Origin of the sequence: Kitasatospora sp. NPDC048545 (assembly GCF_040651155.1) — a bacterium.
In the GTDB taxonomy this organism is placed as follows: Bacteria; Actinomycetota; Actinomycetes; order Streptomycetales; family Streptomycetaceae; genus Kitasatospora.
On the sequence record NZ_JBEZIQ010000003.1, the window covers coordinates 51,022 to 77,549 of the forward strand.

Here is a 26,528-nt window from a genome sequence, read left to right on the forward strand (position 1 = left end):
TGCGAAAGATGCCGATGACGTTCGAGGGGGCCACCACATGCCGCTGTTCCGACGCCGCTCCGGCGGGGAGGGCGCGCAGGACCGGGCCGGGTGGCGCGGGTTCGGGTTCGGCCGTCGCTCCACCGGGGCGCCCGCGGCGTCCCGCGGTGCCGAGCCGCGGCTCGACCCGACGTTCGGGGACGCGGCCGTGCGCCTGGTGCTCGCGCAGGCCGCGGCCGGGGACTGGGCCGCGCTGCGCCCCGTGCTGTCCGCCGTCGAGGACGGCGCCGAACTGACCTACCTCGCCGGGGTGATCGCCGACGTGCCCGGGGTCGAGGTGTGGACCGGCCGGGTCCTGGACGACACCCCGGACGACACGGTGGCGCTGCTGCTCTCCGGCGCCCGGCAGATCACCTGGGCCTGGGAGGCGCGCACGGGTGCCCGGGCCAAGAACGTCACCGAGGAGCAGTGGAAGGTGTTCCGGCAGCGGCTGGACACCGCCGAGGAGCAGTTGCTGGAAGTGGCCGAGCGCGAGCCGGCCTGGCTTGCCCCCTGGTACTTCCTGCAGGTCAGCGCCCGCGGTGCCTCGCTCGGTCCGGAGGTCGCCACCTGCCGCTTCGAGGCCGCCGTCCGCCGCTCGCCCGAACACGGCGGCTCCCACCGCCAGCGGCTGCAGCAGCTGTGCGCCAAGTGGGGCGGCTCGCACGAGGAGATGCACGGCTTCGCCCGCTCGGCGATGCTGGCCGCGCCCGAGGGCAGCCACCTCGGCGAGCTGGTGGCGCTCGCGCACCTGGAGCACTGGCTGGACCTCCCGGACGGCGAGGACCACGCGTACCTGACCAGCCCGACCGTGCTGGCCGAGTTGCAGGAGGCCGCCTTCCGTTCCGTGCTGCACCCGGACTTCGAACCGGTGCGCGGCTGGCAGGGCACCTTCAACACCTTTGCGATGGCCTTCTCGCTGGCCGACCAGCGCAAGACCGCCCGGCTGCTGTTCGACGCGCTGGACGGGGCCGTCACCGAGTCGCCCTGGCACTACCTGTCGGGGGACCCGGTCAGGACCTTCCGCGCCCACCGCGACCGCTGCGCCGCGTACTGACGCCGGCCGTTCCCTGACGCCGGCCGATTCCTGGCATCGCCCCGCCCCCGGCCCCGACCCTCCCGTGACGCCGGCCGTTCCCTGACCCGACCACCCCCGACCGTCCCCTGACCCCGACCGTCCCCGAGCGTCCCCTGACGCCGAGCCGCGTCCCCTGACCGCCACCCGCCCCGCGATCGAAAGAGCCTCCGGTGTCCCCGACCGACAACCCGACGAGTGCGCACACCTTCCAGGTGGACCTGCGCGGCCTGGTGGACCTGCTCTCCCACCACCTCTACTCCAGCCCGCGGGTCTACCTGCGCGAACTGCTGCAGAACGCGGTGGACGCGATCTCCGCCCGCCGCGCCCTCGACCCCGCGGCACCGGCCCGGATCACCGTCCGCGTCGACGACGAGCTGTCCGTCACCGACACCGGCGTCGGCCTGACCGAGAAGGACGTCCACACCTTCCTCGCCACCATCGGCCGCAGCTCCAAGCGCGACGCCGACGGCCGGCTCGACGGCGACGGACTGGCCAGGGCCCGCGGCGACTTCATCGGCCAGTTCGGCATCGGCCTGCTCGCCTGCTTCGTGGTCGCCGACGAGATCACCGTGGTCACCCGCTCCGCCGCCACGCCGGACGCCCCGGTGATCGAATGGCGCGGCAGCTCCGACGGCAGCTACACCATCCGCACCCTGCCCGCCGCCGCCAAGCCCGAGCCGGGCACCACCGTCACCCTGGCCCCGCGAGCCGACGCCGTCGAGTGGACCCGCCCCGGCCGGGTGCTCACCCTCGCCCGGGAGTTCGGCAGCCTGCTGCGCCACGACGTCACCGTGATCGACGCGGGCGGCACCGAGCACCGGGTCAACCGTACCCCGCCGTGGGCCGAGCGCCACGCCTCCCCGCTCGCCAAGCGCGACGCGCTCGGCGAGTACTGCCGCGCCACCTTCGACTTCACCCCGCTCGACACCATCGAGCTGGACCTGCCACTGGTCGGCCTGCGCGGCGTCGCGTACGTGCTGCCGGACGCGGCCCCGCCGTCGCGGCGCAACGGCCACCGGGTGCACCTCAAGGGCATGCTGCTGTCCGACCAGGCCGACGAACTGCTGCCGGACTGGGCCTTCTTCGTCCGCTGCGTCGTCGACACCGACGGGCTGCGCCCCACCGCCTCCCGCGAGGGCCTGTACGCCGACGAGACGCTGGCCGCCGTCCGGGACGCGCTCGGTGCCCGGATCCGCGACTGGCTGACCGGCCTGTCCGCGAGCGACCCGGCGCTGCTGCACCGCTTCCTGTCCGTCCATCACCTGGCGGTCAAGGAACTCGCGCGCTACGATGACGAGTTGCTGCGGATGATGCTGCCCTGGCTACCGTTCGAGACCACCGACGGCAACGTCACCCTGGACGAGTTCGCCCGCAGCCACCCGGTGGTGCTGGTGGCCCGTACGGTCGAGGAGTTCCGCCAGGTCGCCCCGATCGCCGGCGCGGCCGGCCTCGGCGTGGTCAACGGCGGCTACACCTACGACCGCGACCTGGTGCACCGGCTGCCCGAGATCCGTTCCGGCGTCTCGGTGTCCGACCTCGACCCGGGCACCGTCACCGCGCACCTGGACACCGTCGACCCGGCCGCCGAGCTGGCCGCCAACGCCTTCCTCGCGATCGCCCGCGAGGTGGTCGGCCGGTTCGACTGCGACGTCGCCCTGCGCAGCTTCCACCCGACCAACGCGCCCGCCCTGCTGCTCGACAACCGGGAGGCCCGGCACGAACGGACCCGCGCCCAACTCGCGGACGAGGCGGACGGGTTGTGGGCGGACATCCTCGGTTCGCTGCGCGCCGAGGTGCCCCGCGCCCAGCTGGTGCTCAACCACCTCAACCCGCTGGTGCGCCGCGCGGCGACCGTGACCAACCGCGAGTTGGCCGTCACCGCCGTCGAGGCGCTGTACGGGCAGGCCGTGCTGATGACCCGCCGTCCGCTCAAGGCCAGCGAGTCCGCGTTGCTCAACCGTTCGTTCATCAGCCTGCTCGACCACGCCATGCTCGGCCACGAGCTCGGTGGAGCCGGTGGAGCCGGTGGAGCCGGTGGAGCAAGTGGAGCGGGCGAGGCGGGCGGCCCGGACCGCGACGGCGAGCAGGAGGCGTGATGCTGGACACCCCCGACGCGGTGATGGCCGCGTTGCACGAGAACGACTCCCGTCCGTACGGCCGCTCCCGGACCGTCACCGCCGAGGAACTCGTCGACGCCGCCGAGCAGTTCGACGAGACCAAGGTCCGCTCGATGGCCCTGCTCGAACTGATGGAGGCCTACGAGTACGACGGCGAGCGCAACAAGATCCCGGTCGTGTTCGCGCGCGTGCTGGGGCTCTGGGACAAGGACCCGGACGGCTTCGGCGACTGGGCCCGCCACCAGGTGTTCTGGCGCTTCAAGTGGGTGGCCGGCTCGCTGCGGCAGAACCCGGACGTGCCGCTGGTGGCCGTCGAGCGCTGGCTCACCGAACTGCGCGACCGCTACCGAGCGGCCGGCTACGGCCTCCAGCCGTACTACGCCGAGCGCTACCACCTGGCCGGCCTCACCGGCGTCGGCATCCAGGAGGCGTACGAGCTGTGGGCGGGCCGTCCGCGCTCCGAGATGAGCGACTGCCACGCCTGCGAGACCCGCGCCCGCGCCCGGCACGCCCTCGAACTCGGCGACGACGCCCGCGCGCTGGAGGTGCTGGCCCCGGTGCTGACCGGCCGCAGCACCTGCGAGCTGGAGCCCTACCTGAGCCAGTCGGTCGCCCTGCTGCCGCTGCTGCGCCGGGGCCGGCCGGACGAGGCCCGCTCCGCGCACCTCACCGGCTACCGGTTCGCGCGCGGCAAGTCCTCGATGCTGTCCTCCGTCGCCCGGCACATCGAGTTCTGCGCGCTGTCCGGCAACGAGCCGCGCGGCCTGGAACTGCTCGCCGAGAACCGCGACCTGTTCGCCGTCACCGGCGAGGCCGCCTCCCGGCTGGACTTCCTGACCGGTGTCGAGGTGCTGATCGCCGGCCTGGCGAGGGCGGGCCACGGCGACCTCGCGGTCAGTGGCCCGGCCGGCACCGCCTGGACGGTGGACACCCTGCTTGCCCACCTGCGCGCCGAGGCGGACGCGCTGGCCGCCCGCTTCGACGCCCGCAACGGCACCGACGCGGTCGGCGCCGCGCGGCGCGCGCGGCTGGCCGTCGAGCCGCTGCTGGACGAGCCGTTGGCCCTGGGCGTGCGCGCCGCCGCCGCGCCCGAGCTGTCCGCGGCCCCGGCCGTCGCGCCCGCGCCGCGCCGGACGGTCGAGGCGGAACCGGAGGACTTCACCGCCCTCGTGGTCCGGGCCCGTGAACTGGAAGCCCTCGGGCACCCGGACTCCGACCGGCTCTGGAAGCGGATCGCCGAGCGCGTCGCCGCCGCGGACTTCGCCCACCCCGAGGACACGGCGGTCGGCAGCCCCGAGCGGCTGCGCGCGGAACTCGCCGAGCAGCGCGCCCACGACGCGCTGCAGCGCGACGCGCACGCCGAGGGCAAGGCCGGGCTGCTGGCCGCCGCGGAGCTGTTCGAGGCGGCGGGGATGCCCGGGCCCGCGTTGATGGTGCGCACCCGGACGCTGATCGTCGAACTCGACCAGGAACCGGGTCGTGCGGCGGTTGACGGGGCGGCCGGTGGCGCAGCCGGTGACACGGCCGGTGACGCGGCCGGTGCGGCGGATGCCGGCGCTGCGGACGCCGGTGGCGCGGATGCGGGGGCCGCCGTCGGCGCCGGCGGGAGCGGGGGCCGGACGGCCGACTGGGCGGCGTTGGACGCGGCGCTGGCCCGGGCCGAGGAGCTGCGGGCGACGGGCGAGCTGACCGACGACGACTACCTGATCGTGCTGCAGACCCGCGCCTACGCGGCCCACCACGACCTGGTCGAGGCGCTGCCCGAGCCCTCCGCCGAGACCGCCGCGCGTTTCGAGGCGGCCGTCGGCGGCTACCACCGGAGTGCCGTCGAGCTGGGCTCCGCCCGTCGCGCCGCCACCTCCCGGCAGTACACCGCCGACGCCGCCGCCCGGCAGGGCAGATTGGCCGAGGCGGCCGACGAACTGCGCGAGGTGCTGGCCCAGTTGGACGCGGCCGAACTGCCCTGGCACACCCCGCGGGTGCTCGGCCTGCTGGGCCAGGTGCTGCTGCAGGGCCGCGAGCCCGGCCAGGCCGTCGAGGTGTTCCACCGGGCGCTGGCCGAGGCCGCGCGCTGGGGCGAGGACTCCTATCCGTACGCGCCGACGTACATGATGCTCGGCCACTCCTGTCTGCAGGTGGGCGACCTCGGGGGCGCGGTCCGCGCACTGTCGGAGGCGGCCGCGCGCTACGACCGCAAGGGTGCGGAGGCCGTCGAGGAGGCCGCGCAGGTGCGGCTGCAGCTGGCCGACGTGCTGCGCGACACCGGCCGGGCGGCGGACGCGGTCGCCGTCCTGGAGTCGGTGCTGCTGGACGCGTCGGCGGCCGGGCTGGACGTCCGGATGCTCGCCCAGACCCGGCTGGACCTCGCCCGGGGCCTGGCCGAACTGGAGGAGTACCGGGACGCCGCCGAGGAGTACCTGCGGCTGGCCGACCTGGTGGCCGACTGGGAGGACCAGGAGACCCACACCATGGTCGCCTGCGAGGCCACCCTGGCGCTTGCCCAGGCGGACCGCCACGAAGCCGCCGAGGCGGCCCTCGGACGGGCCCGCGAGGCCCATGCCAAGGCTCCGCAGGTCGACCAGATGGCCGCCACGCTGCGGGAGTTGGCGCGGATCACGATACGCGCGGAGGGGGCGGACGGCCTGTCCGCCGCACTGGCGCTGGTGGCCGAGGCGGACGCGGTCGGCGCGACCGCCGACGAGCGCGGTCAGGAGTACAACACCTGGTACCTGCGCGGCGGTTCGCACTACGAGCGGGCGCGCTGCCTGGCCGTCGCCGAGCGGTACGAGGAGGCGCTCGCGGAGGTCGAGCGGGCCGTCGAGGCGTACGGGCAGGGCGGCGATCGGGCCGGGGCGCCGCGGGCGGAGTCGGTCCGGCTGGCCGCCCTGATCGAGGGCAGCGACCTCGGCCGCACCGCGGCGGCGGTGGCCCGGCTGACGGCCGGCATCGCGGGCTGCGAGGCGGCCGGGCTGCCGGAGGCGGCTCAGGTGCTGGCGGAGCTGCGGGAGCGGTTCACCGCGTCGGGGTGACGGGCGGCGCCGGGAAGGATGCCGGGTGACCCGGTCGGGTCGCGGGCGCCGGAACCGCAGGGTGGGGCCCCGGAGCGCGTACGCACCCCGGGGCCCACTCGTGTCCGGTCGCGCCGGGCCGGTCACGCCGGGCGGTCGGCCGACCCCGGCCCGGCCGTGCGGTCCCGCGTCAGCAGGGGCCGTCGTCGGCCCAGACGCCCCACTGGCCGCTGGCGCTCGGCACCTCGTTCAACGTCCACCACTTGGCGTGGTAGTCGTGCCCGTTGTACGACACCTTGGCGCCGCCGTTGTAGGTGGTGCCCGCGCTCCAGGCCGGGGCGGTGCAGGTGCCGGGGGTGCCCGGGCTGGTCGGCGGCGTGGTCGGGGGAGTCGTCGGCGGGGTGGTGGGTGGGGTGGTGGGCGGCGTCGCTCCGGCGAACTTCACCGTGTACTTGGTGAAGTCCCAGTCGTTCTGCGCCACGCTGGAGCAGGAGCCGGACAGCCCCGGGTCCACCGGGCCCTGGCACTGCCGGTCGCGGTTGACCGACCAGTAGGTGTACCGGGCCAGGCCGTGCGCGGTGGCGAAGTCCAGGACGGCCTGGAAGTCGGCCTGGCGGAAGTACTCGGCGGCGTCGGTGCGGCCGTTCATCATCGACACGCCCTCGTGGGCGTAGGCGGTGGCCTCGCTCCAGCCGAAGGTCGTCTGCAGGATCCGGTTGAACTTCACCAGCGCGTCGGTCTGCGCCGCCGCGCCGTTGAAGCCGCCGTCGAACGGCATGATCGAGTAGTTGTTCGGCGTGAAGCCCTGGGACTTGGCCTCGTTGAGCATCTGGGTGCCGAACCAGCCGGTGCCCGCGTTGGTACCGGCGGTGGTGATCGAGACGTACAGGCCCGGGTTGTTCTGCTGCAGGATCCGCGCCGCGCCGATCTCGTTGTGGATGGCCGCGGTGTTCTCGTACTCCGGCTCCTCCAGGTCGAAGTCGATCGCCTTCAGCTGGTACTTGGTGATCACCTTCTGGTAGCCGGCGGCGGTCGCTTCCGGCGTGCCGCAGACCTGGCCCAGCTTGGTGCCGCCGTACCCGCCGACCGACACCGAGACGTCCCCGCCCTTGCCGCGGATCGTCTGGATCACGTTCGGCATGGTGGTGTCGCTGTCGATCGAGGAGGTGCCGCCCCAGGCGGGGGAGCAGCTGTTGCCCTGGGCCAGGATGAACGCCAGCTGGAAGGCCTTCTGGCCGGTGGCGTCCATGACGGCGGCGGCGTCCGGCGGGCTGTTGTCCTCGGGCATCAGGTACGGGGCCGAGGCGTACCAGTTGCTGCCCAGACCGGCCGCGGCGGTGGCGGCGGCGGTGTCCGCGGCGGCGGAGCCGGAGCCGGCGAGTGCGGCGAGGCCTCCGGCCAGCAGACCGAGCACGCCGGTCGCGGCGAGGGCGGCCCGGCCGGGGCGGTGCCTGCGCCGGTGCCGGGCGGGCGCGGAGGATGAGCCGACGGGTGGCCCGACGCGCTGCTCCGAGCCGGTGAACTGCTCCGGGCCGGCGGGGAGTTCCGGGTGGGCAGGGTGTTCCGGGCGGGCGGGGTGTTCCGGGCGGGCGGGGTGTGGGGGAATGGCGCGTTCCATCGGAAGCCTTCCAGGAAACGGCAGTGGGGGAAGTGCCTGTTCGCGCCGGAGGTGGGGGTGGCGCGTCGGCAGGGTGAACTGCCCAGGGGCGTGGGGTGGTTGCCATGAGCTCCCACTGGTATAGACCTGTTCCGGAGGTCGGGTCAAGACCCGGCGGAGGGGAAGTGTGAACCCCGGGGAACGGGAGCCTCTGATTCCGAATTCCAGACCGTTGGCGGCTTTCGACGTTGGTCTGGGCATGTTCGCGAACGGTCGGTCAGCTTTTCGGCCCGCGAGATCTCGTGAGTAAGTGCACGGTCTCTCCGATCCACCCTCCCGGGCGGAGGAACAAATGGCTCAGGCGGTTCCCGACCTGGTCGACCGCGTGGTTTCCGACGGCCCCAAGACGAACGTCGCGGACGCGTACTGCGCCTGCCCGACCGGCACCACCACGCACTGCAGCGGCGAAAACCCGTACGTCACGGAGTGCTGCTCCTGGGCCTGTGCGGTCAAGTCGTCCTGCGTCACCTACGTCGGCGGCGGTGGCTGGCCCGTACCGGTCCGCAGACCGAACCGGCCGGCCGACCCGGGGCCGCCGGTGCCCCCGCCCTGCGTCGGTGGGAGCGCCGGCGCGAGGGGGAGTCATGACCGCATACCTGTGGCTCGGCTGCCATGCCGTGATCGCGGCGGTGTTCGCCTGATCCGCCCTCACCAAGCTCCGCGCGCGCCGCGACTTCGCCTCCGCGCTGCGCGTGATGGCGGTCCTGCCGCCTGGTACTCCAACAGTAGATCGTGATCTTGTCGGTCCTTCATGATGGTGCTCATGACTGGTGAGCCCCTGTACGTGTCCCTCGCTGAGCTGCGCAGGTCGTTCGACGTGCTGCTGAGCCATGTGGAAACTGCCGTGGCGGGCGATACCGTCGCCCTGGACAAGGACTACTTCTGGTCCATCCCCTCGGACGAGCTGTACGACGTCGCCATGGAGCCGGGAGCCCTGACGATCGGGCAGCTCTCGGAGTCCTGGCAGCATCTGAGGGATCTGCCTGCCGACCAGGATCGTGCTCTGGGATACCACCTGGTGTGGCTCGCCGACGTCCTGCGGGCGATGGGCCAGGACTTTCCGGCGTAGTCACCTCCGGTCGCAGGGCTTGATCGTCATGGCTGCAGAGCTGCTTGCCGCCGGTGGTGGCCGTCACGGGCTCGGGCTTGGTGTCGGCGCCGCCACTGTGACCCAGCGGAGCCGATGCCGGAAGTCGTGGACTCGTCCCGCGATCAATGTGGTGAACAGGTGCTGGATCTCGTTGCAGGTGCCGGTCGATCGCGGCGTGCTCGCAGGCGGCGGAGTAGACCGGGTAGACGGCGACCTGGGAGTGCTCGATCCGGCCCGCAGTGCCGGTGTATTGGCGCTGCACGCCCACGGTCGCGGTGCTCTTCTTCAGGTCGCCGGTCTCGTCGATCACGAGCACGGCGTCGGGGTCGTGCAGGTGCTCGACCACGTAGGCGCGTACGTCGTCGCGGACCGCGTAGGCGTCCCACTGCGCACGGTGCAGCAGGTGCTGCATGCCGTCCGGGGTGGCGTCACCCGGGTGCTCGGCCAGGGTCCAGCAGTTCTTCCTCGGTAGGTCGGACAGCAGGCCCAGTACCAGCGCCCGTGCCCGAAGGCGGGGTTCGACCCGGGCGAACCGGCCCGCAATGCGACTCGGCGCCTGGTCGAACATCGACCGCCAATGGGCAGGTACTGCGCTGTGGCCTGCGGCCACCGCCTGATCTTCGTTTGCTGACACAACTCACGATGATCAACGGCGGCCTTCTTGTCGGCTGCCTTTCCCTGTTCGATCGTTGCGGTCGTGGCGCTGCGTCGCACGGCGGCGGAGGTGGGTTCGGGGCAGGGCCGGGGGCGGCCCCGGGGCCCGCGGTGACCCCGTGCAGGGCCGTGACCCCGGTCAGGGCCGTGACCCCGGTCAGGGCCGCCCGTGTCCCGATGGCGCCGGGACCGGACCGGCGGACTTGAGGGTGCGGAGGACGGGGGCGGACTCCAGGGCGGTGATCTCCGTGACGGCGCCCAGCCGCTCGGTCACGTACCGGTGGAGGTCGGCCGGGTCGGTACACAGGGCGAGGGCGGCGAGGTTGCTGGGGCCGGTGGTGGCGGCGACGAAGGCGAGTTCGCGGTGGGTGGCGAGGGCACGGCCGACGCGGTCGAGGTGGGCGGGGGCGACCCCGATCCAGAGCAGTGCCTGCATGTCCGCGCCGAGGAGCCGGGCGTCGAGTTCCACGTCGAGGAACACGGTTCCGTCGGAGCGGAGTTCGGCGAGCCGGCGGGCGACGGTGGCCGGGGTGCGGCCGGTGGCGGCGGCGAGGTCTCCGAGGGGTGTGCGGCCGTCCCGGTGCAGTGCGCCGAGCAGGGTCAGGTCGGCGGGGTCGAGGCCGCCGGACGGTGGACCTGCGGCGGTGGGGCGGAGCCTGTCCTGCTGTTCCTCGCTGAGCGCCTCGGTGCTGACCGGCCAGGCGGTCGGGCCGCCCCGGTAGGTGTGCAGCAGGCAGTGGGCGGAGACGTCGGTGACGGCGGCGGTGCGGGGGATGTCGCGCAGCAGCAGGCTGTGGCCGTCGGGGCCCGGGCCGGTGTCGACGATGGCGGTGATCTCGGTGCCGCCGGAGGTGAGCTTCACCCAGGCGGTGTCGGTCCGCCGGACCAGTGCCTGGGCGAGGTTCTGGGCGGTGTGCGGTCCGGCGGTGAGACGGAGCAGCCACTGGGCCCGCCCGGCCCGGTGTGGGTCGGCGAGGCCGACCACTCTCAGGCCGGCCTCGGCCCGCAGCCGTCGGTAGCGGCGCGCGACGGTCTGCGGGGAGACGTCGAGGACGGCGGCGATGCGGTTGAACGGGGCGCGCCCGTCGACGCGCAGGGCGTGGACGAGCGCGCGGTCGAGGTCATCGAGCATGCGAGGGTTCCCGGTGGTCGGACTCACCGTCCGATTCTGCCGCGTGGACGGGGGGACCGGTGCGGGCGCCGTGAGCGTCGCTCATCAGGTGTCCCGCCACGGCGACGGCCGCCAGCACGCCGACCGCCACCCAGCAGGCGTGCTGCGCCCCGGCGGTGTCCGGGGCGGCCAGGTAGATCCGGCCGAGCACCGCGACGCCGAGCGTGGAGCCGAGCTGCTGGACGGCGTTGAGCAGGCCCGCCGCCGAACCGGTCTCCTGCGGTCGCAGCGGCTTCAGCGCGGTGGTGAAGAAGGCGGGCGTGAACAGCCCGTGGCCGAGCCCGACCACGGCGAGCGCGTACGGCAGTGCCTCGGGTCGTTGGCCCGTCCGGTAGGCGCCGGCGGCGGCCACCATGCCGACCGCCATGGCGGCCACCCCGGCGGGCATCACCCGCGGTCCGTACCGCCGGACCAGCGACGACCCTGCCCACAGCGAGCCGACGGCGAGTCCGGCGGACATCGGCAGCAGGGCCAGGCCGGAGGCCAGCGCGTCGGCGCCGCTGCCGATTTGGAGCTGCAGGACGACGACCAGGCCGAGTCCCGTGGTGGCCGCGAAGGCGAGCGCGAGGGTGACCAGCGCGGCCGGGAACCTCGGAGCGGCGAACAGGCTGGGCTCGACCAGGGTGTCGCGGCCGCGCCGGGCCCCGCGCCGTTGGTGGACGGCGAAGGCCGCGGCGGCGACCACGCCGGCGACCGTTCCGACGGCCGGCCACACCGTCGGCGCGTTCCCGGTGGCGAGCAGTGGCAGGACGACCAGCCCGGTGGCGAGCGCCGCGAGCGCGCTGCCGACCGGGTCGAGGCCGGGGCGGCGAGGGGCGCGGTCCTCGGTGAGCAGCGGGGCGAGGGCGAGGACGGCGAGTGAGAGCGGGAGGTTGACGAGGAAGACGGCGCGCCAGGAGGAGCCGAACAGGTCGGCGTGGGTGAGGATCCCGCCCAGTACCGGGCCGGCGACCGCCGCCAGCCCCATCACCGGACCGATGGCGCCGAGCGCCCGAGCCGTCTCCGAGCCCCGGAACATGGCCTTGATCAGGCCGACGGTCTGCGGCACGATCACGGCGGCCGCCGCGCCCTGGACGGCCCGGAAGGCGAGCAGCGCGCCGAGCGTGGGCGCGCAGGCACAGGCCAGTGAGGCGAGCAGGAAGCCTGCGACCCCGATCCGGAACACTCGCCGCCGCCCGACCCGGTCGCCGAGCCGCCCGCCGGTGAGCAGGAGGACGGCGAACGGCAGGGTGTACGCGGTGGTGAGCCACGGCACGGCGGCGGTCGGGCCGCCGAGGTCGGCGCGCATGCGCGGCGCGGCGACCTGCACGATCGTCGCGTCCAACAGGTTCATCGCCTCGGCGGTGAGCAGCGCGCACAGCGCCCACCAGCGGCGTGGGTGCGCGGGGGTCGGCGGAGCGGGCGATGACTGCTCGACCTTCGCCCGCGCGGCCTTCTCCCGTACGGCAGTGGGGCGCACGGCCGTGGCCGGCGTGGCCGTCGGCTGCGTGGACGGTGCGGACGGCGGGCGCGGCGGGTGTGCGGACAACGGGTCCTCCCTCGGGTGTACGGCCGGAATGCCGTCACCCTCCGGCCGTACGGGCGCGCCGACCAGTCACTGCCGGCCGGACCGACGGGAAGTTCCACCGACTCCGCTCCCGGCGCCGAAAAACTCCACTCAGGCCGGTGCCGCGGCCAGGGCCCTGCCCTTCGTCATCGCCCCCACTCCCACGAGCAGCCCGCTGACCACCGGGGACCACGGCCGCCCGGCCGGGCCGGTGAGCGTGAGGGTCCGATGCACGGCGGGCCGGATCGGGACCAGCACGCAGTCGGCCGGGAGCATCGGAAGGGCGAGCGCGGGCATCACCGAGACACCGACCCCGGCGTGCACCATGCCGATCAGGGTGTTGAGGTCGCGGATCCGGTGCCGGGGAGCGAAGCGGGTGCCGGCCCGCCGGTAGGCCTCCCGGATGTGGCGCTCGCAGCCGCCCTCGGAAAGCAGGAAGTCGTCGTCCTCCAACTCGGCGACGTGGATGCTCTCCTGGCCGGCGAGCGGATGGTCGCGGCGCAGCAGTGCGTGCATCGAGTCCGCGCCGAGCACGACCGCCCCGGGCAGCGGCGGCCCGGCGTCCACCAGGACGGCGGCGTCCACGGTGCCGGCCTCCAGCCAGGCGGGCAGCTCGGCGTCCTCGCCCTCGAAGACCCGGACGGTGACCTCCGGGTATGCGGCCTTCCAGTCTCGCAGCAGCCCGGGCAGCAGCGCTTGGCACACGGTGGTCGGCGCGGCCAGCCGGACGGTACCGGTCAGGCCGCCCGTGTGCCGGGTCGCGACGGTGCGCACGGCGGCGGCGGAGGCGACGGCGGTTCGGGCGTGCGGCAGGACCTGTTCGCCCAGCGGGGTCGGCCGACAGGGCACCCCGCGCATCAGGACAGGGGCGCCGAGGACCCGCTCCAGGGCGCCGACGGCGTGCGAGACGGCGGACTGGCTGATGCCCAGTTCGTCGGCGGCCGCGCCGAAGCCGCCGGTGTCGGCGACCGCGACCAGTGCCCTGAGCTGGGCCAGGTTGACCTCCGTGGTCATCGGGCGTCCTGGGGCGTGTGACCTGGGGGCATGAGACTTCCTCATCCATGTCGGAGTGCCACTTGTTGGACTCATGCTCGGACGCCGGGCCACCCTCTGTCCAGCAGGGAACACCGGAGGAATACGGGGGTGGTTGCGGTGCGACGATGGCTGCCGGCCTTTGCGGCACTGTCGGGGATCTGGGGTGCGAGCTTCGCCCTGATCAAGGTGGCGGTCGATGCGGGGGTGCCGCCGGTCTGGGTGGCGCTGTGGCGGTGCCTGCTGGGCGCGGTCACGCTGGGCGTCGTCCTGGTGCTGCGCGGTGAGCGGATCCCGCGTGACCGTGCGCTGTGGGGGCACTCGGCGGTGGTCGCGGTGTTGCTCAACACCGTGCCGTTCATCCTGTTCCCGTTCGGCGAGACCAGGGTCAGCTCGGTGCTCGCCGGGGTGATCAACGCGACCACACCGCTGTTCACCCTGGTGTTCGCGGTGCTCACCGTCCCCGAGGAACGCCGCCCGGGCGCCCGCCGGCTGCTCGGCCTCGCGCTGGGGTTCGTCGGGGTGCTCACCGTGCTCGGGGTCTGGCACGGCGTCGGCCCCGGCGAGGCCGCCGGCGGGCTCGCCTGCCTGGCCGCCGCCTGCTGCTACGGGGCGGGCTTCGCCTACCTGCGGCGCTTCCTGTCCGGCCGTCCGGAGTCCATCACCACCCTCTCCGCCCTCCAGATCGGCTGCGCCGCCGCGGAGTTGGCCGTGATCGCGCCGCTCGCCGCGGGAGCCCCGCACTGGCCTGGGGCCGGCCCCGCCGCCGCCCTGCTGGTGTTCGGCATGGTCGGCACCGGCTTCGCGTACCTGCTCAACCTCGGCCTCGTCCGGACCGCGGGCACCACCGCGGCCTCGTCCGTCACCTACGTGATGCCGCTGTGGTCCACCGCGATCGGCGCGCTGTTCCTCGCGGAGCCGGTCGGCTGGAATGCCCTGGCCGGCGGCGCCCTGGTGGTCGCGGCCGTGGCGTTGACCCGGCCCTCCCGGCGGCGGACCGTGCCCGTCGTGCCTGACGCATCCGACGCCGCCGCGCCCGGCATACCCGTCGGGCACCGCGTGTCCGACGAGGCGGACGAGGCGCCGAAGCCGCGTCAGGCCGTCGGTCAGGGCGCGCGCCGCCCCGGCGACGGCGCGTACGAAGATGCCGCGCATGGGGATCTCCCTCCTGAACGGAACCTCCCGGACAAGCCGGTGGGAACCGGGCTGATCGGACAGCCGTATTCGTATCCGACCTGACGTTCGGTGTCCACTGAATTACGGAATGTCTCCGGTCCCGGTTAGGGTGGCGCCGTGGTGAGGTCGTGGGATGCGGCGGTGGAGCGGGCGCAGGACCGGCTGGCGGCGGGTCCGCGGCTGGGGGCGGTCGACGAAGGGGAAGAACGGCGGTTCGCGCGCTGGGACTTGGCGTCCCTGGTCGAGGGCGAGCTGGGCGAGCTGGTGGAGCCGGACGGTCTGGCGCCGCCGACGGAGCGAGGCTGGCGAGAGCGGCTGGGCGAGAGCGGCCGGGAGTGGCCCGGCGGGGAGCTGTACCGCCGCCGGTACTGGATCCACGGTGACGACGGCGCCGTGGCGGGCACCGTCGCGGTGGACAACTGGACCAGGGGCCCGGGCCAACTCGCCGTCTCCTCCCTCTACGTGAGCCCGGCCGCGCGCGGACGCGGACTGGCCGCCGCCGCACTGGACGAGGTGTACGCGGCGGCCACCGCCGAGGGCCTGCCCGGGTTCCGCCTGGAGGCGCACTGGACCTGGCGGCCGGCGGTCCGCTACTACCTGCGCCGCGGGCTGTGGGTGGTCGGCTGGAAGCGCTCGCTCGCGCTGGCGCGGATGCCCCAACTCCCCTCCTACCGGGTGCGCGAGGTGGACGGGCGGCTGCTCCTGCTGGTCGCCGACCGGCTGCACGGCTGGGTGCCGATACTGACCGCCGGCCGCGAGGGCCGCTGGCTGCGCCTGGACGAGACCGCCGACTACCGGGGCGCCGACGGCTGGGTGCACGACTACGCGCGCTCGACGCTGGCCCTGCACCTGGCGCTCGCGGGCTTCCCGCTGGTGCGCGGCCCGCAGTGGTGGGCGGAGGCGTGGCGCTGGTCGGACGGCGGTGAACCGGAGGGGCTGGCGTACCGGATGGAGGACTTCGAGCGGACCGCCTGCCGGCCGGGGCCCTCCCCGTACCGCGGGGCGCCGGTCCCCGCGCCGCAGGGGCCCGCGCAGGACACGGTGCGGTCCCCCGCGCAGGACCGGGTGCAGCCCACTGTGAGGCCCGCTGCGCAGACCGCGGCGCCGGCGCCGCAGCTGGCAGACTCGGGGGATGGCTGAGATCGAGATCGACGGCGCCCCCGCCGACCCGGCGCGGCTGGCCGCGCTGGGGCTGCTCAACTACGGGCACTTCACCACCCTGCGCGCCGAGGCGGGCCGGGTCCGCGGCCTGACGTTGCACCTCGACCGGCTGGTCCGGGACTGCCGCACGGTGTTCGCCGCCGAACTGGACCGGGCCGCGGTGCGGGAGCGGATCCGCTCGGTGCTGCCCGCCGACGGCGCCCCGGTGATCGTCCGGGTCACCGTGTACGACCCGGCGCTCGGCCTGGAGCGCCCCGCCGCCCCCGCCGTGCCCGCCCTGCTCGTCACCACCCGCCCGGCCGCGACGGCCGAACCCGCCCCGCTGCGGGTGCGCACCGCGGTGTACCGGCGCGAGCTGCCGGAGGTGAAGCACGTCGGCCTGTTCGGCCTGGTGCACCACCGCCGACGGGCCCAACTCGCGGGCTACGACGACGTGCTGCTCGTCGACCCGGACGGCCGGGTGACCGAGGGCGCCACCTGGAACGTCGGCTTCCTGGACGGGGACGGACTGGTCTGGCCGGAGGGCCCGAGCCTGCCCGGCGTCACCGAGGCCCTGCTGTCCGGCGCGTACCGGGGGCGGCAGTCCCGCGCGCCCCTGCCCGCCGCCGGGCTGGGCCGCTTCGTCGCCGCCTTCGCGGTGAACGCGGGCGTCGGGGTCCGGCCGCTGGCCGCCGTCGACGGCACCGCCCTCGACCCGGCGCACCCGGTGCTCGCCGAACTGCGCGCGGCCTACCTGGGGATCACCGCCGAAGCGGTGTAGGGATAACCCCACCTCCGGTCCGCCGGTGGCCTCCATGGTCCGCGGGGCGCCGTCTTCCTAGCGTGGAGCACGTTGACGACGAGCGACGCAGAACCGAAGGAAGGCCCTCCATGGCACGCCGCCACGACCGCCGCAGGACCGCCGAGCGCGCGGGCGACCCGTACGCCGCCGACGCGCACGACGGCGCCCCGTACGGCTCCGACCGGCACCCCGGACCGCAGCCGGGCCCCGCGATCGAGCTGCGCGGCGTGCGCCGCACCTACGGGCGCGGGGCGGGGACGGTGCAGGCGCTGCGCGGGATCGACCTGGCGCTCGCCCCGGGCAGCTTCACCGCCGTGATGGGGCCCTCCGGCTCCGGCAAGTCCACCTTCCTGCAGTGCGCGGCAGGCCTGGACCGCCCGGACGCCGGCGAGATCCGACTCGGCGGTGAGGAGATCACCGCACTCGGCGAGAAGCGGCTCACCGAGCTGCGCCGCAGCCGGATCGGCTTCGTCTTCCAGTCCTTCAACCTCCTGCCCTCGCTGAGCGTCGAGCAGAACGTGCTGCTCCCGCAGCGGCTCGCCGGGGAGCGCCAGGACCGCGCCCGGGCCCGGGAACTGCTGGAACGGGTCGGCCTCGGCGGGCACGCCGGGCGGCGGCCCGGCCAGCTCTCCGGCGGCCAGCAGCAGCGGGTCGCGATCGCCCGCGCGCTGATCACCCGCCCGGACGTGGTGTTCGCCGACGAGCCGACCGGGGCGCTCGACACCCGCACCGCGCACGAGGTCCTGGAGCTGCTGCGGCAGGCCGTGGACTCCCTCGGCGCGACCGTCGTGATGGTCACCCACGACCCGGTGGCCGCCTCCTTCGCCGACCGGGTGCTGTTCCTGGCCGGTGGCGCGATCGTCGACGACCTGCCGCACCCCGGCCCGCAGGCCGTCGCCGACCGGATGGTCGCGCTCACCGCCCGCCCGGTGGGAGCGGCGGCGTGACCAACGGACTCGCACGCGCCTCGGTGCGCTTCCGGCCCGCCTCCTTCGTCGGCACCCTGGTCGCCCTGCTGCTCGGCGCCGCCGTCGTGACGGCCTGCGGAGTGCTGCTGCAGACCGGCCTCACCGCGCGCCTCGAACCCGTCCGGTACGCCTCCGCGCCCGTGGTGGTCGCGGCCGAACAGGCGGTGGAGATCCGGAAGAAGGTCGGCGAGGACACCCAGACCCAGGAGCAGGCCACGCCGGAGCTGGCCCGCACGGACGCCGCGCTGGTGGGCCGGCTGACCGCCCTGCCCGGCGTCGCCGCCGCCCGGCCGGACACCGCCTTCCCGGTCACCGCCGCGAGCGGCACCCCGGCCCTGACCGGCCGGGGACACGCCGCCCTCGGCATCGCCGGACCGGCCGACCGACTGGTCGAGGGCCGCGCACCCGGCGCGAACGAGGTGGTGCTCGACGCCGACACCGCGCGCGCCGCCCACCTCGCGCCCGGCGCGAACCTCAGGCTCACCGCGCCCGGCGGCACCGCCGACTACCGGGTCTCCGGCCTCGCCGCCGCCCAGACCACCGGCCCCACCGCCTGGTTCGCCGACGCCACCGCCGACTGCCTCTCCGGCCACCCCGGGCGGATCGACGCCATCGCCGTCCAGCCCCGCGAGGGCGTGACCGCCGCCGCCCTCGCCGCACAGGTCCGCCAGGCCGTCGGCGGCGCGGCGAAGGTCCACTCGGGAGACGACCGGGGAGCCGTCGAACACCCCGCCCTCGGCGAGGCCCGGACGATGCTGATGGGCATCGGCGGCACCTTCGGCGGCTACGCCACCATGACCGCGATCTTCGTGGTCATGAGCACCGTCGCCCTCGCCACCGGCCAGCGCGCCCGCGAGTTCGCCCTGCTGCGCGCCGTCGGCGCCACCCCGCGCCAGATCCGCCGCACCATCGCCGCCGAGGCGGTACTGGTCGCCCCGGCGGCCGCCGCGCTCGGCGTACTGCCCGGACTCGCCCTCGCCCGCTGGTGGTTCGGCCAGCTGACCGAACGCGGCGCCGTCCCCCCGGGCGTCCGCCTCGACATCGGACCGCTGCCGATGCTCGCCGCCGTCCTCACCTGCACCCTCGCCGCGCTCACCGCCGGCTTCCTGGCCGCCCGCCGTCCCTCCAAGCTGCGCGCCGCACAGGCGCTCGGCGAGGCAGCCGTCGAGACGCCCCGCCCGGGCCGGGTACGCGCCGTCCTCGGGCTGCTCCTCGCCGCCGGCGGCATCGCGATCGCCGGCGTCGCCGCCGCCCTGGACGGCGAGAAGGCCGCCCAGACCGCGCTCGGCGTGGTCATGTGCCTCATGCTGGCCGTCGCCCTGCTCGGCCCCTGGGTGGCCCGGATCGCCGCCACCGTGCTCGGCGTCCCGCTGCGGGCCGGCGGCGCACCCGGCTCGCTCGCCGCCGACAACACCCGCGCCAACGCCCGCCGACTCGCCTCCGCGATCACCCCGATCGTCCTCGTCACCGCCTTCTGCGGCACCCTGCTGGTCCTGCAGAGCACCCTGCGCCACACCTCCGGGGAGAACGTCCGGGCCGGCATCACCGCCGACCACGTGATCGGTGCCACCGGCCCGGGCCTGCCCGCCGGGACCGCCGCGCGGGCGGCCGAGGTGCCCGGCGTGGACACCGCCGTCGGCGTGCTCCGCACAGGCCTGGTCGTCGAGAGCGGCGGCGGGCTGAGCTCCGCCCCCGCGCTGGGCGTCGACGGCGACCCGGCCCGGCTGTCGAAGGTCCTCGACCTGGGTGTGCGCACCGGCTCGCTCGCCGACCTCGGCCGCGGCACCGACACCGTCGCCCTGAGCACCGGCCTCGCCGACGCCCTGGACGCCGGGGTCGGCGACCGCGTCCCGCTGCGGCTCGGCGACGGCACCGCCGTACGGCCCCTCGTGGTCGCCGTGTACGAGCGCGGCCTCGGCGTCGGCCAGGCGGTGCTGCCCCGGGCGGCCGTCGCCGCGCACGTCACCGCCGACCAGGACAGCCAGGTGCTGGTCGCCGACGCGCCGGGCGCCGACCGGGCGGCGGTGGCCGCCGGGCTGGGCACGACGGTTGGGACGAGCGTGACCGACCGGGCCGGATTCGCCGCCCGGGCCGACAAGGACATGGAACTCAGCGGCTGGGCCAACACCGTGATGGCCGGCGTGCTCGGCGGGTTCGCCGCCGTCAGCGCCGCCAACACCCTGGTGATGACGGTGCTCGACCGCCGCCGCGAGGTCGCGCTGCTGCGACTGGCCGGCACCACCCGGCGCCAGGTGCGCGGCATGATGCGCTGGGAAGCGCTGCTGGTGGCCGCGACCGGGCTGGCGGTCGGCGCGGTGATCGCCTGGATCACGCTGGTGCCGGTCACCCGGGGCGTCGCCAACGCCTCCCCGTACGTCCCGCCGATGCTCGGCCTGCCGCTGGCCGCCGGCGCCGTACTGCTCTGCCTCGGCGCGACCGGGCTGCCGGTCCGAGCCCTGCTGCGGACCCGGCCGGTGGAGCTGGCGGCGGCGCGGCAGTAGACCGGCTGGCGGTGAGCGGAGTTCATGAGGCGGCCCCATGAGAGGAACTCATGGGGCCGCTGCTCCATGAGTTCGTCTCATGCCTCGGCTCATGAGTGGGCCTCATGCCTCGGCCCCATGAACGTCGCTCATGTGGCCTCCGATGAGGAGAACTCATGGAACTCCCGGGGGTGCGTCATGAGCCCGCCTCATGGGGCCGGGTGTGAGCCCGCCTCATGGTGTTCGCCATGAGCCCGCCTCATGACGCGCCCCGGCGAGGAACCCATGAGACCTGGGGGAGCGAAGCTCATGACAGGTGCCCTTGAGGACTGCTCAAGCACGTCCCTCGTCCGGGTGACAAAGGCGGGACGAGCAGGCGCAATGGGGTAACGGGACGGCCCAAAAGCCTTTATTGGAGCTGATCGTGATGTCGGATCAGCTACGCTCTCGCCCGCCCCGACCGACCGCCGACGCAGAGAGTAGCCCGACATGAGCAGTCCCCCTGACGCCCCCGTGCCCCGCTGGCCGCTGATCCTGCTGCGCACCACCGCCACCACGCTGGCCCTGCTGGCCCTGCTCCAGGTCATGCTGGCCGGCAGCTTCCTCAACGGCACCTACGACTCCCTCAAGGACCACGAGGGCAACGCGATGACGCTGGCCACCGTCGTGGTGCTCCAGCTCGGGGTGGCCGTCGCGGTCCGGTGGCCCGGCCGCGGTCCACTCTGGCCGCTGTGGACCACCCTGCTGCTCACCGTGGCGGTCATCGGCCAGATCGGCGCCGGCTACGCCAGGGCGCTCGGCGTGCACGTCACCCTCGGCGTGCTGCTGGTCAGCGGCATCCTGTTCGCGCTGGTCGGTGCCTGGCGGCTGCCGCTGCCGGTGCGGGCGGGGCTGCCCGGGGCCGGCCCGGACGGCAGCGGCCGGCTGCCGCGCCCCGCCGAGCCGGTGGAGGTGTCCAAGTGAACCGACGCCGGTTCCTGGGCATCGGCGCCTCCGTCCTCGGCGCGGGCGCGCTGGCCGCGGTCGCCGTCCCCTCGGCCGCCCGGCTGCTCGCCGAGGGCCGCCCGGGGCGGCTGCTGAGCAGTGACCTCGACCTGCCCGAGGCCTTCCGTGCTCCGCTGCCGGTGCCGGCCGTGCTGCAGCCGGTGCGCTCCGACGGGACCGCCGACTACTTCGAGATCACCCAGCAGGTCGCCAAGCTGGAGATCGTTCCCGGTGTGCGGACCGAGGCCTGGACGTACGGCGGCACCTTCCCGGGGCCGACGCTGGTCACCCGCTCCGGGCGGGCGGCGGTGGTCAAGCACCGCAACGAGCTGCCGGTGCCGTCCGTCACCCACCTGCACGGCGGGCACACCCCGGCGGACAGCGACGGCTACCCGGTCGACCTGCTGATGCCCGTCGGGTCGTCGGCGGACGCCGCCCACGCCATGCCCGGCATGCAGGGGATGCCGGGCATGCCGGGCATGCGCCACGCGGCGGGCCGCACCGCCGTCAGCGAGCGCAGTTACACCTATCCGGGCAAGCAGCGTGCCGCCACCCTCTGGTACCACGACCACCGGATGGGCTTCACCGGGCCGGCCGTCTGGCGCGGACTGGCGGGCTTCCACCTCGTCCAGGACGACGAGGACGGCGCCCTGCCGCTGCCGCGCGGCGAGCGCGACCTGCCGCTGATGCTCGCCGACCGGTCCTTCGCCGCCGACGGGTCCTTCAAGTACCCCGTCACCGACCCCGAGCTCGGCGAGCCCGGCGTCACCGCCGCCTACGCCAACGGGGTGCTCGGCGACGTCATCCTCGTCAACGGTGCCCCCTGGCCCCGGCTGGACGTCGACCGCCTCCGCTACCGGCTGCGCCTGCTCAACGCCTCGAACGCCCGCCTGTACCGGCTCGAACTCGACCCGCAGCCCGCCGGTGGCGGCGCCCTCGTCCAGATCGGCTCGGACGGCGGCCTGCTCGCCGCGCCGGTCGCCCACGACGGGATCGAGATCGCCCCCGCCGAGCGTTTCGACGTCGTGGTCGACTTCTCCCGCTACGAGCCCGGTACCCAGGTGCGACTGGTCAACCGGTTCGGCAGCGGCCGGACGGCCGAGGTGATGCGGTTCGACGTCTCCTCGAAGCAGGTGACGGACGACGCGACGGTGCCGGACAAGCTGGCCGCCGTCGAGGCCCTGGACGCGTCCGCCGCCGTCACCACCCGCGACTTCACCTTCCGCCGCAGTCGCGGCGACGGCTGGACCATCAACGGCGCGCCCTACCGGTCCGGCGACAGCATCGCCACGCCCGCCCTCGGGACGGTCGAGCGCTGGCGCTTCTCGTCGGACCTGCACCACCCCGTGCACGTCCACCTGGACCATTTCCAGGTGATCGGGCGCAACGGCGCGGACCCGGGCCCGTACGACGCCGGCTGGAAGGACACCGTGGACCTGCGCCCGGCGGAGGCGGTCGAGGTGCTGGTGCGCTTCACCGACTACGCGGGGGCGTACATGCTGCACTGCCACAACCTGGAGCACGAGGACATGGCGATGATGGCGGACTTCACGGTGCAGTGAGCCGGCTCGGCACTCGCGTGCCCGGTTTCACCCGGGCGGGCGAGTGCCGGCGGGCGTGTGCTGCGCGCTCCGGCACTCGTGTCCTAGCGTCGCGGGGAGGGGCACCCGCGGCCTCCCCGCTGCGGGGAGGACCCCGCCGACGGACGGAGCCGCCGCATGACCACTCCCGCCGATCGCCGCCGCCGCGGCCGGGCAGCCCGTGACCGCGTCTCCCGCGCCGACCACGGCCGGTGGATCCCCGCCGCAGACCGGCCGGATCCGGTCGGCGTGCTGGAGCGGCAGGGCGAGGGCCGGGTCGCCGAGCTGTTGCCGATCCGCTACGGGCGGATGGCCGCCAGTCCCTTCGCCTTCCTGCGCGGGGCCGCCGCCGTGATGGCCGCCGACCTCGGCGCCGTCCCCGACACCGGCCTCACCGTCCAACTCTGCGGCGACGCACACCTGGTGAACTTCGGGGTGTACGCCTCGCCGGAACGCGCCCTGCTCTTCGACGTCAACGACTTCGACGAGACCTACCCCGGCCCCTTCGAGTGGGACGTCAAGCGGCTCGCCGCCAGCGTCGCCGTCGCCGCCCGCGACAACGGCCTGGACGAGGAGCGCGTGCGCCGCGCCGCCCGCGCCTCCGCGACCGGCTACGCGACGGCGATGCGGTACCTGGCGGGTGTGGGCGAACTGGAGGCGTGGTACGCCCGGGTGGACACCGCGGACCTGCTGCCGCTGTTGACCAAGTCCGGTCAGCGCAAGCGCTTCGAGGCCGGACTCGCGCACGCCCGACGCCGCACCAGCCTGCAGGCCTTCGGCAAGCTCACCGAGGAACGGGACGGCCGGCGGCGCATCATCAGCGCGCCGCCGCTGATCGAACCGCTGAAGAAGACCGAACTGCGCGGCGTCGGCAAGGTGTTCAGCGACTACCGGGCCACCCTCGCCGAGGACCGCCGGGTGCTGCTGGACCGCTACCGCTTCGTCGACGCGGCCACCAAGGTGGTCGGCGTCGGCAGTGTCGGCACCCGCTGCTTCATCGTCCTGCTGGAGGGCCGGGACGGCCGTGACCCGCTGTTCCTGCAGATCAAGGAGGCCGGCCGGTCGGTCCTGGAGGACCACCTGCCGCCCACCCGGGTCGAGGCCGAGGTCGCCGCCCACCACGGCGGCCGCCGGGTGGTCACTGGACAGCACCTGATGCAGGCCGCCAGCGACATCTTCCTCGGCTGGACCACGGGCCCCGCCGGGCGCCACTTCTACGGCCGCCAACTGCGCGACATGAAGGGTTCGGTCGAGATCGGCGAGATGCGGCCGTCCGGCCTGCGCGCCTACGCCGACCTCTGCGGGCGCACCCTCGCCCGTGCCCACGCCCGGACCGGTGACCGCATCGCCATCGTCGGCTACCTCGGCAGTGCGGACACCTTCGCGGACGCGGTGGCCGAGTTCGCGGTGCGGTACGCGGACCGGACGCTGGTGGACCACGGGGAGCTGGTGGCGGCGATCGAGGACGGGAGGATCACGGCGACCCACGGTGTGTGAGCGCCGGGCGCTCCGGGAGCACCCGGAGCGCTGGCAGTGCTGGCAGTGCTGGCAGTGCTGGCAGTGCTCGCAGTGCTGGCAGCGCCGGGAGTGCCGGCAGCGTCCGGCGGATCCGTGGGCCGCGGGGTCACCGCGACCCGGGCCCCACGAGGGCGGCCAGCTTCTCCAACTGGTCGCGCTGACCGTCCAGTTCGAGTGCCCCGAGGCGGGCCACGACGTGCCGGGCGCCGGCGGACGCGTAGCGGGCGAGGGTGGCGGCGACCTCGTCCGGTGCGCCGAGGGCGAAGGCCTGGATCTTCTCCGTCTCGGCCAGCGGCAGGCCGTAGTTGGACCGGGTGTAGGCATCCATGGTCCGGCGGGCGGCCTCCGCGTCGCGGTCGATCCGGACGTTGACGAAGAGGGCGGGGGCGACGGCCTCCGACGGGCGTCCGGCCCGCTCGGCCGCCGCCCGGACGACGGCGAGCCCGGCGGCGTAGTCCGCCGGGTCCGGCGGGTAGGGCAGCCAGCCGTCGTAGTGGCGACCGGTGCGGTCCAGGGCCGCCGGGGTCGCGCCGCCGAGCCAGACCGGCGGCCCGCCGACGCGGAACGGCGCGGTGGTGGGCGGGAGTTCGGCGAAGGAGTGGAACTCGCCGTGGAACTCCTTCGCCCCGGCCCACAGTGCCCGCCACAGGGCGACCGTCTCGTCCAGCCGGGTGAAGCGGCGCTCCCACGGCACCTGGGACAGCTCGTGCAGCGGGCGGCCGAAGCGCCCCGGGAAGCCGGCGCCGACCGCGACCGTCAGCCGGCCGCCGGAGAGCTGGTCCACCGAGGCCAGCGTCTGCGCGGTCTGCACCGGCCGGCGCAGCACCGGCAGCAGGGCGCCGGTGCCCAGCCGGATCCGTTCCGTCACCGGGGCGGCCGCGGCCAGCATGGTGAGCGGTTCGATCCGCGGGCCGAGCAGGGAATCGTTGACGAACAGTGAGGAGAAGCCCAACTCCTCGCTGCGGCGGGCGAACGCGACCAGCTCGCGGGGGCCGTGCGCGGCCCACTGGTCCTGGCCGGTGGGGAGGAAAACGCCGATGTCCATGCCGTCGATACTGCTCACCGCCGTGCACGGTCTCAATTCCCCCGGGGGAATGGCGGACCGCGGCCGTCCGGGGTTGGCTGGTGGTGTGGACTTCCCCCGAGCGCTGCGTGAGCGCCGAACCAGCCGCCGTCTGAGCCAGCTCGACCTCGCCACCCGGGCGGGCACGACCCAGCGGCACCTGAGCTTCATCGAGTCCGGCCGGTCGGCGCCGGGCCGGGCCATGGTGGTCCGGCTCGCCGAGTCGCTGGACCTGTCCCTGCGGGACCGCAACGAGCTGCTGCTGGCGGCCGGTTACGCGCCCGTCTACCCGGAGACGCCACTGGACGGGCCGTCGCTGGCACCGGTGCGGGAGGCGATCGGCCACGTCCTGGCCGGCCACCTCCCGTACCCGGCCCTGGTGGTGGACCGCCGCGGCGACGTGGTCGCCGCCAACGCCGCCGTGGACGTGATCACCGAGGGCGCCGACCCGCGGCTCGTCGGCCCCGGCACCAACGCCTACCGGCTGGCCCTGCACCCGGACGGCCTCGCCCCGCGCATCCTCAACTTCGCCGCCTGGGCCCGCCACATCGTCGAGCGCACCAGGCACCTCGGCGACCTCCACGAGGAGTTGAGCTCCTACGTGCCCGAGGCGGAGGTGGGGGAGCAACACCTGGGCTTCGCCGTCCCGCTGGAACTGCGCACCCCGCTCGGCGAGCTGCACCTGATGACGACGGTCACCACCTTCGCCACCGCCGTCGACGTCACGCTCGCCGAGCTGAAGCTGGAGGCGTTCCTGCCGGCCGACGCGGCGACCGCCGAGGCGCTGCGGGCAGCCGCCGGTCAGAGCCCGGGGAACTGGTAGTCGGCGGTGATCCGGCCGTCGGCGTCCAGGACGACGAACTCCTCCCCGCCGCCGACCGGTTCGCCGCCGTCGACGGGCACCATCTCCCAGCCGAAGCGGACCACGTCCCGCAGTCGTACGGCGTCCGGCCGGGCACGGAAGGTGAACCCGCCGGGCGCCACGAACTCCTCGTAGGCGCGGGTGACCCGGAATTCCAGCTCCTCGTAGCCGCGGGCTTCGAGGACGGGCTCCGCGAACCCGACCCGGGCGGCCGCCGTGCGGGCCTCGACCGGCGGGTGCAGGAGGTGCGTCCCGCCGTCGGCCCACAGCCGCTCGATCGCCTTCCGGCGGGCGCCCGGGTCGGACTCCGTCCACAACATGGCGTAACGGTCGGCGAGTTGCTGGGCGCTGGTGGTGACGGGAAGGTCGGTGGTCATGGCGGGCTCCTTGCTGGGATCGCTCGGTGGATCGACCGACGGGATCGCTCGGTCTCGGTGCGACCCATCCTCGGAGCGACCCCGCGGCCGGACAATTCCCGCCGGGGAATGGCCCGCTCGCGCGCGGCGGGGCCGAGCAGCGGCGCACCCGGGCCGTCGGGCGGCCGCCGCGGGAGGTGGCTAATCCGCTTGCCCGGGCGGGCGCGG

General features: G+C 74.7%; 19 protein-coding genes and 1 pseudogene. 13 read left to right on the forward strand and 7 right to left on the reverse strand.

Translation table 11 applies throughout. The annotated features are described in order from the left end of the window. Positions 1-37: 37 nt before the first annotated feature. The 3 genes from AB0D10_RS03960 to AB0D10_RS03970 all read left to right on the forward strand — a co-directional run bounded on the left by AB0D10_RS03960 (position 38) and on the right by AB0D10_RS03970 (position 6,242). Positions 38-1,075: a hypothetical protein gene (locus AB0D10_RS03960; RefSeq protein ID WP_360250829.1), complete on the forward strand. Its 1,038-nt coding sequence runs from the start codon at positions 38-40 to the stop codon at positions 1,073-1,075. 191 nt (positions 1,076-1,266) lie between these two features. Beyond that, entirely contained in the window at positions 1,267-3,192 is a 1,926-nt protein-coding gene (locus AB0D10_RS03965; RefSeq protein WP_360250832.1) for an HSP90 family protein, read from the forward strand. After that, positions 3,192-6,242 carry a hypothetical protein gene (locus AB0D10_RS03970; protein ID WP_360250835.1) on the forward strand — a complete coding sequence of 1,017 codons (3,051 nt, stop codon included), beginning with the start codon at positions 3,192-3,194 and terminating at the stop codon, positions 6,240-6,242. The genes AB0D10_RS03965 and AB0D10_RS03970 overlap by 1 nt, the downstream gene beginning before the upstream one ends. A 169-nt stretch (positions 6,243-6,411) precedes the next feature. Here the strand turns inward: AB0D10_RS03970 and AB0D10_RS03975 are convergent, their stop codons facing one another. Continuing rightward, the gene (locus AB0D10_RS03975; protein WP_360250838.1) at positions 6,412-7,839 is read right to left on the reverse strand and encodes a chitinase; all 1,428 of its coding nucleotides are present in this window, start codon (positions 7,837-7,839) and stop codon (positions 6,412-6,414) included. Between the two features lie 802 nt (positions 7,840-8,641). Between AB0D10_RS03975 and AB0D10_RS03980 the strand changes: the two genes are divergently transcribed. Further along, positions 8,642-8,947 (forward strand): hypothetical protein, encoded by a 306-nt coding sequence (locus AB0D10_RS03980; protein WP_360251767.1) that lies wholly within the window; start codon positions 8,642-8,644, stop codon positions 8,945-8,947. Between the two features lie 175 nt (positions 8,948-9,122). Here AB0D10_RS03980 and AB0D10_RS03985 read toward each other — a convergent pair. The 4 genes and pseudogenes from AB0D10_RS03985 to AB0D10_RS04000 form a co-directional block, all read right to left on the reverse strand. Continuing rightward, positions 9,123-9,536, reverse strand: a pseudogene (locus AB0D10_RS03985) (transposase); the annotation flags it as partial. 243 nt (positions 9,537-9,779) lie between these two features. Then, positions 9,780-10,754 carry an AsnC family transcriptional regulator gene (locus tag AB0D10_RS03990; RefSeq protein ID WP_360250840.1) on the reverse strand — a complete coding sequence of 325 codons (975 nt, stop codon included), beginning with the start codon at positions 10,752-10,754 and terminating at the stop codon, positions 9,780-9,782. Next, complete coding sequence (locus AB0D10_RS03995) at positions 10,744-12,321, reverse strand: MFS transporter (protein ID WP_360250843.1); 1,578 nt, start codon at positions 12,319-12,321, stop codon at positions 10,744-10,746. The genes AB0D10_RS03990 and AB0D10_RS03995 overlap by 11 nt, the downstream gene beginning before the upstream one ends. A gap of 129 nt (positions 12,322-12,450) precedes the next feature. Next, positions 12,451-13,353 (reverse strand): LysR substrate-binding domain-containing protein, encoded by a 903-nt coding sequence (locus tag AB0D10_RS04000; protein ID WP_360250846.1) that lies wholly within the window; start codon positions 13,351-13,353, stop codon positions 12,451-12,453. 138 nt (positions 13,354-13,491) lie between these two features. On the opposite strand from AB0D10_RS04000, the gene AB0D10_RS04005 reads away from it, so the two are divergent. The 8 genes from AB0D10_RS04005 (at position 13,492) to AB0D10_RS04040 (ending at position 23,998) form a co-directional block, all read left to right on the forward strand. Next, positions 13,492-14,610 (forward strand): DMT family transporter, encoded by a 1,119-nt coding sequence (locus tag AB0D10_RS04005; protein WP_360250849.1) that lies wholly within the window; start codon positions 13,492-13,494, stop codon positions 14,608-14,610. 54 nt (positions 14,611-14,664) lie between these two features. Further along, on the forward strand, positions 14,665-15,687 hold the full coding sequence (locus AB0D10_RS04010; protein ID WP_360250852.1) for a GNAT family N-acetyltransferase: 1,023 nt from the start codon (positions 14,665-14,667) through the stop codon (positions 15,685-15,687). Beyond that, the gene (locus tag AB0D10_RS04015; RefSeq protein ID WP_360250855.1) at positions 15,680-16,468 is read left to right on the forward strand and encodes an aminotransferase class IV family protein; all 789 of its coding nucleotides are present in this window, start codon (positions 15,680-15,682) and stop codon (positions 16,466-16,468) included. Before AB0D10_RS04010 ends, AB0D10_RS04015 begins: the two co-directional genes overlap by 8 nt. A gap of 110 nt (positions 16,469-16,578) precedes the next feature. Continuing rightward, complete coding sequence (locus tag AB0D10_RS04020) at positions 16,579-17,436, forward strand: ABC transporter ATP-binding protein (protein WP_360250858.1); 858 nt, start codon at positions 16,579-16,581, stop codon at positions 17,434-17,436. After that, positions 17,433-19,958 carry an FtsX-like permease family protein gene (locus AB0D10_RS04025; RefSeq protein WP_360250861.1) on the forward strand — a complete coding sequence of 842 codons (2,526 nt, stop codon included), beginning with the start codon at positions 17,433-17,435 and terminating at the stop codon, positions 19,956-19,958. The genes AB0D10_RS04020 and AB0D10_RS04025 overlap by 4 nt, the downstream gene beginning before the upstream one ends. A 468-nt stretch (positions 19,959-20,426) precedes the next feature. After that, positions 20,427-20,900 (forward strand): hypothetical protein, encoded by a 474-nt coding sequence (locus AB0D10_RS04030; RefSeq protein ID WP_360250864.1) that lies wholly within the window; start codon positions 20,427-20,429, stop codon positions 20,898-20,900. Further along, on the forward strand, positions 20,897-22,483 hold the full coding sequence (locus tag AB0D10_RS04035; RefSeq protein WP_360250867.1) for a multicopper oxidase domain-containing protein: 1,587 nt from the start codon (positions 20,897-20,899) through the stop codon (positions 22,481-22,483). Before AB0D10_RS04030 ends, AB0D10_RS04035 begins: the two co-directional genes overlap by 4 nt. 156 nt (positions 22,484-22,639) lie before the next feature. Further along, positions 22,640-23,998, forward strand: coding sequence for a DUF2252 domain-containing protein (locus AB0D10_RS04040; RefSeq protein ID WP_360250870.1), 1,359 nt, complete (start codon positions 22,640-22,642; stop codon positions 23,996-23,998). Positions 23,999-24,125: 127 nt separating this feature from the next. Here AB0D10_RS04040 and AB0D10_RS04045 read toward each other — a convergent pair whose 3' ends face one another. Next, the gene (locus AB0D10_RS04045) at positions 24,126-25,082 is read right to left on the reverse strand and encodes an LLM class flavin-dependent oxidoreductase (RefSeq protein ID WP_360250873.1); all 957 of its coding nucleotides are present in this window, start codon (positions 25,080-25,082) and stop codon (positions 24,126-24,128) included. Positions 25,083-25,149: 67 nt separating this feature from the next. On the opposite strand from AB0D10_RS04045, the gene AB0D10_RS04050 reads away from it, so the two are divergent. Continuing rightward, on the forward strand, positions 25,150-25,905 hold the full coding sequence (locus AB0D10_RS04050) for a helix-turn-helix domain-containing protein (protein WP_360250876.1): 756 nt from the start codon (positions 25,150-25,152) through the stop codon (positions 25,903-25,905). On the opposite strand, the gene AB0D10_RS04055 is transcribed toward AB0D10_RS04050, so the two are convergent. Further along, entirely contained in the window at positions 25,884-26,321 is a 438-nt protein-coding gene (locus AB0D10_RS04055) for a hypothetical protein (RefSeq protein ID WP_360250879.1), read from the reverse strand. The two genes, AB0D10_RS04050 and AB0D10_RS04055, sit on opposite strands and share 22 nt — an antisense overlap. Positions 26,322-26,528 lie beyond the last annotated feature (207 nt).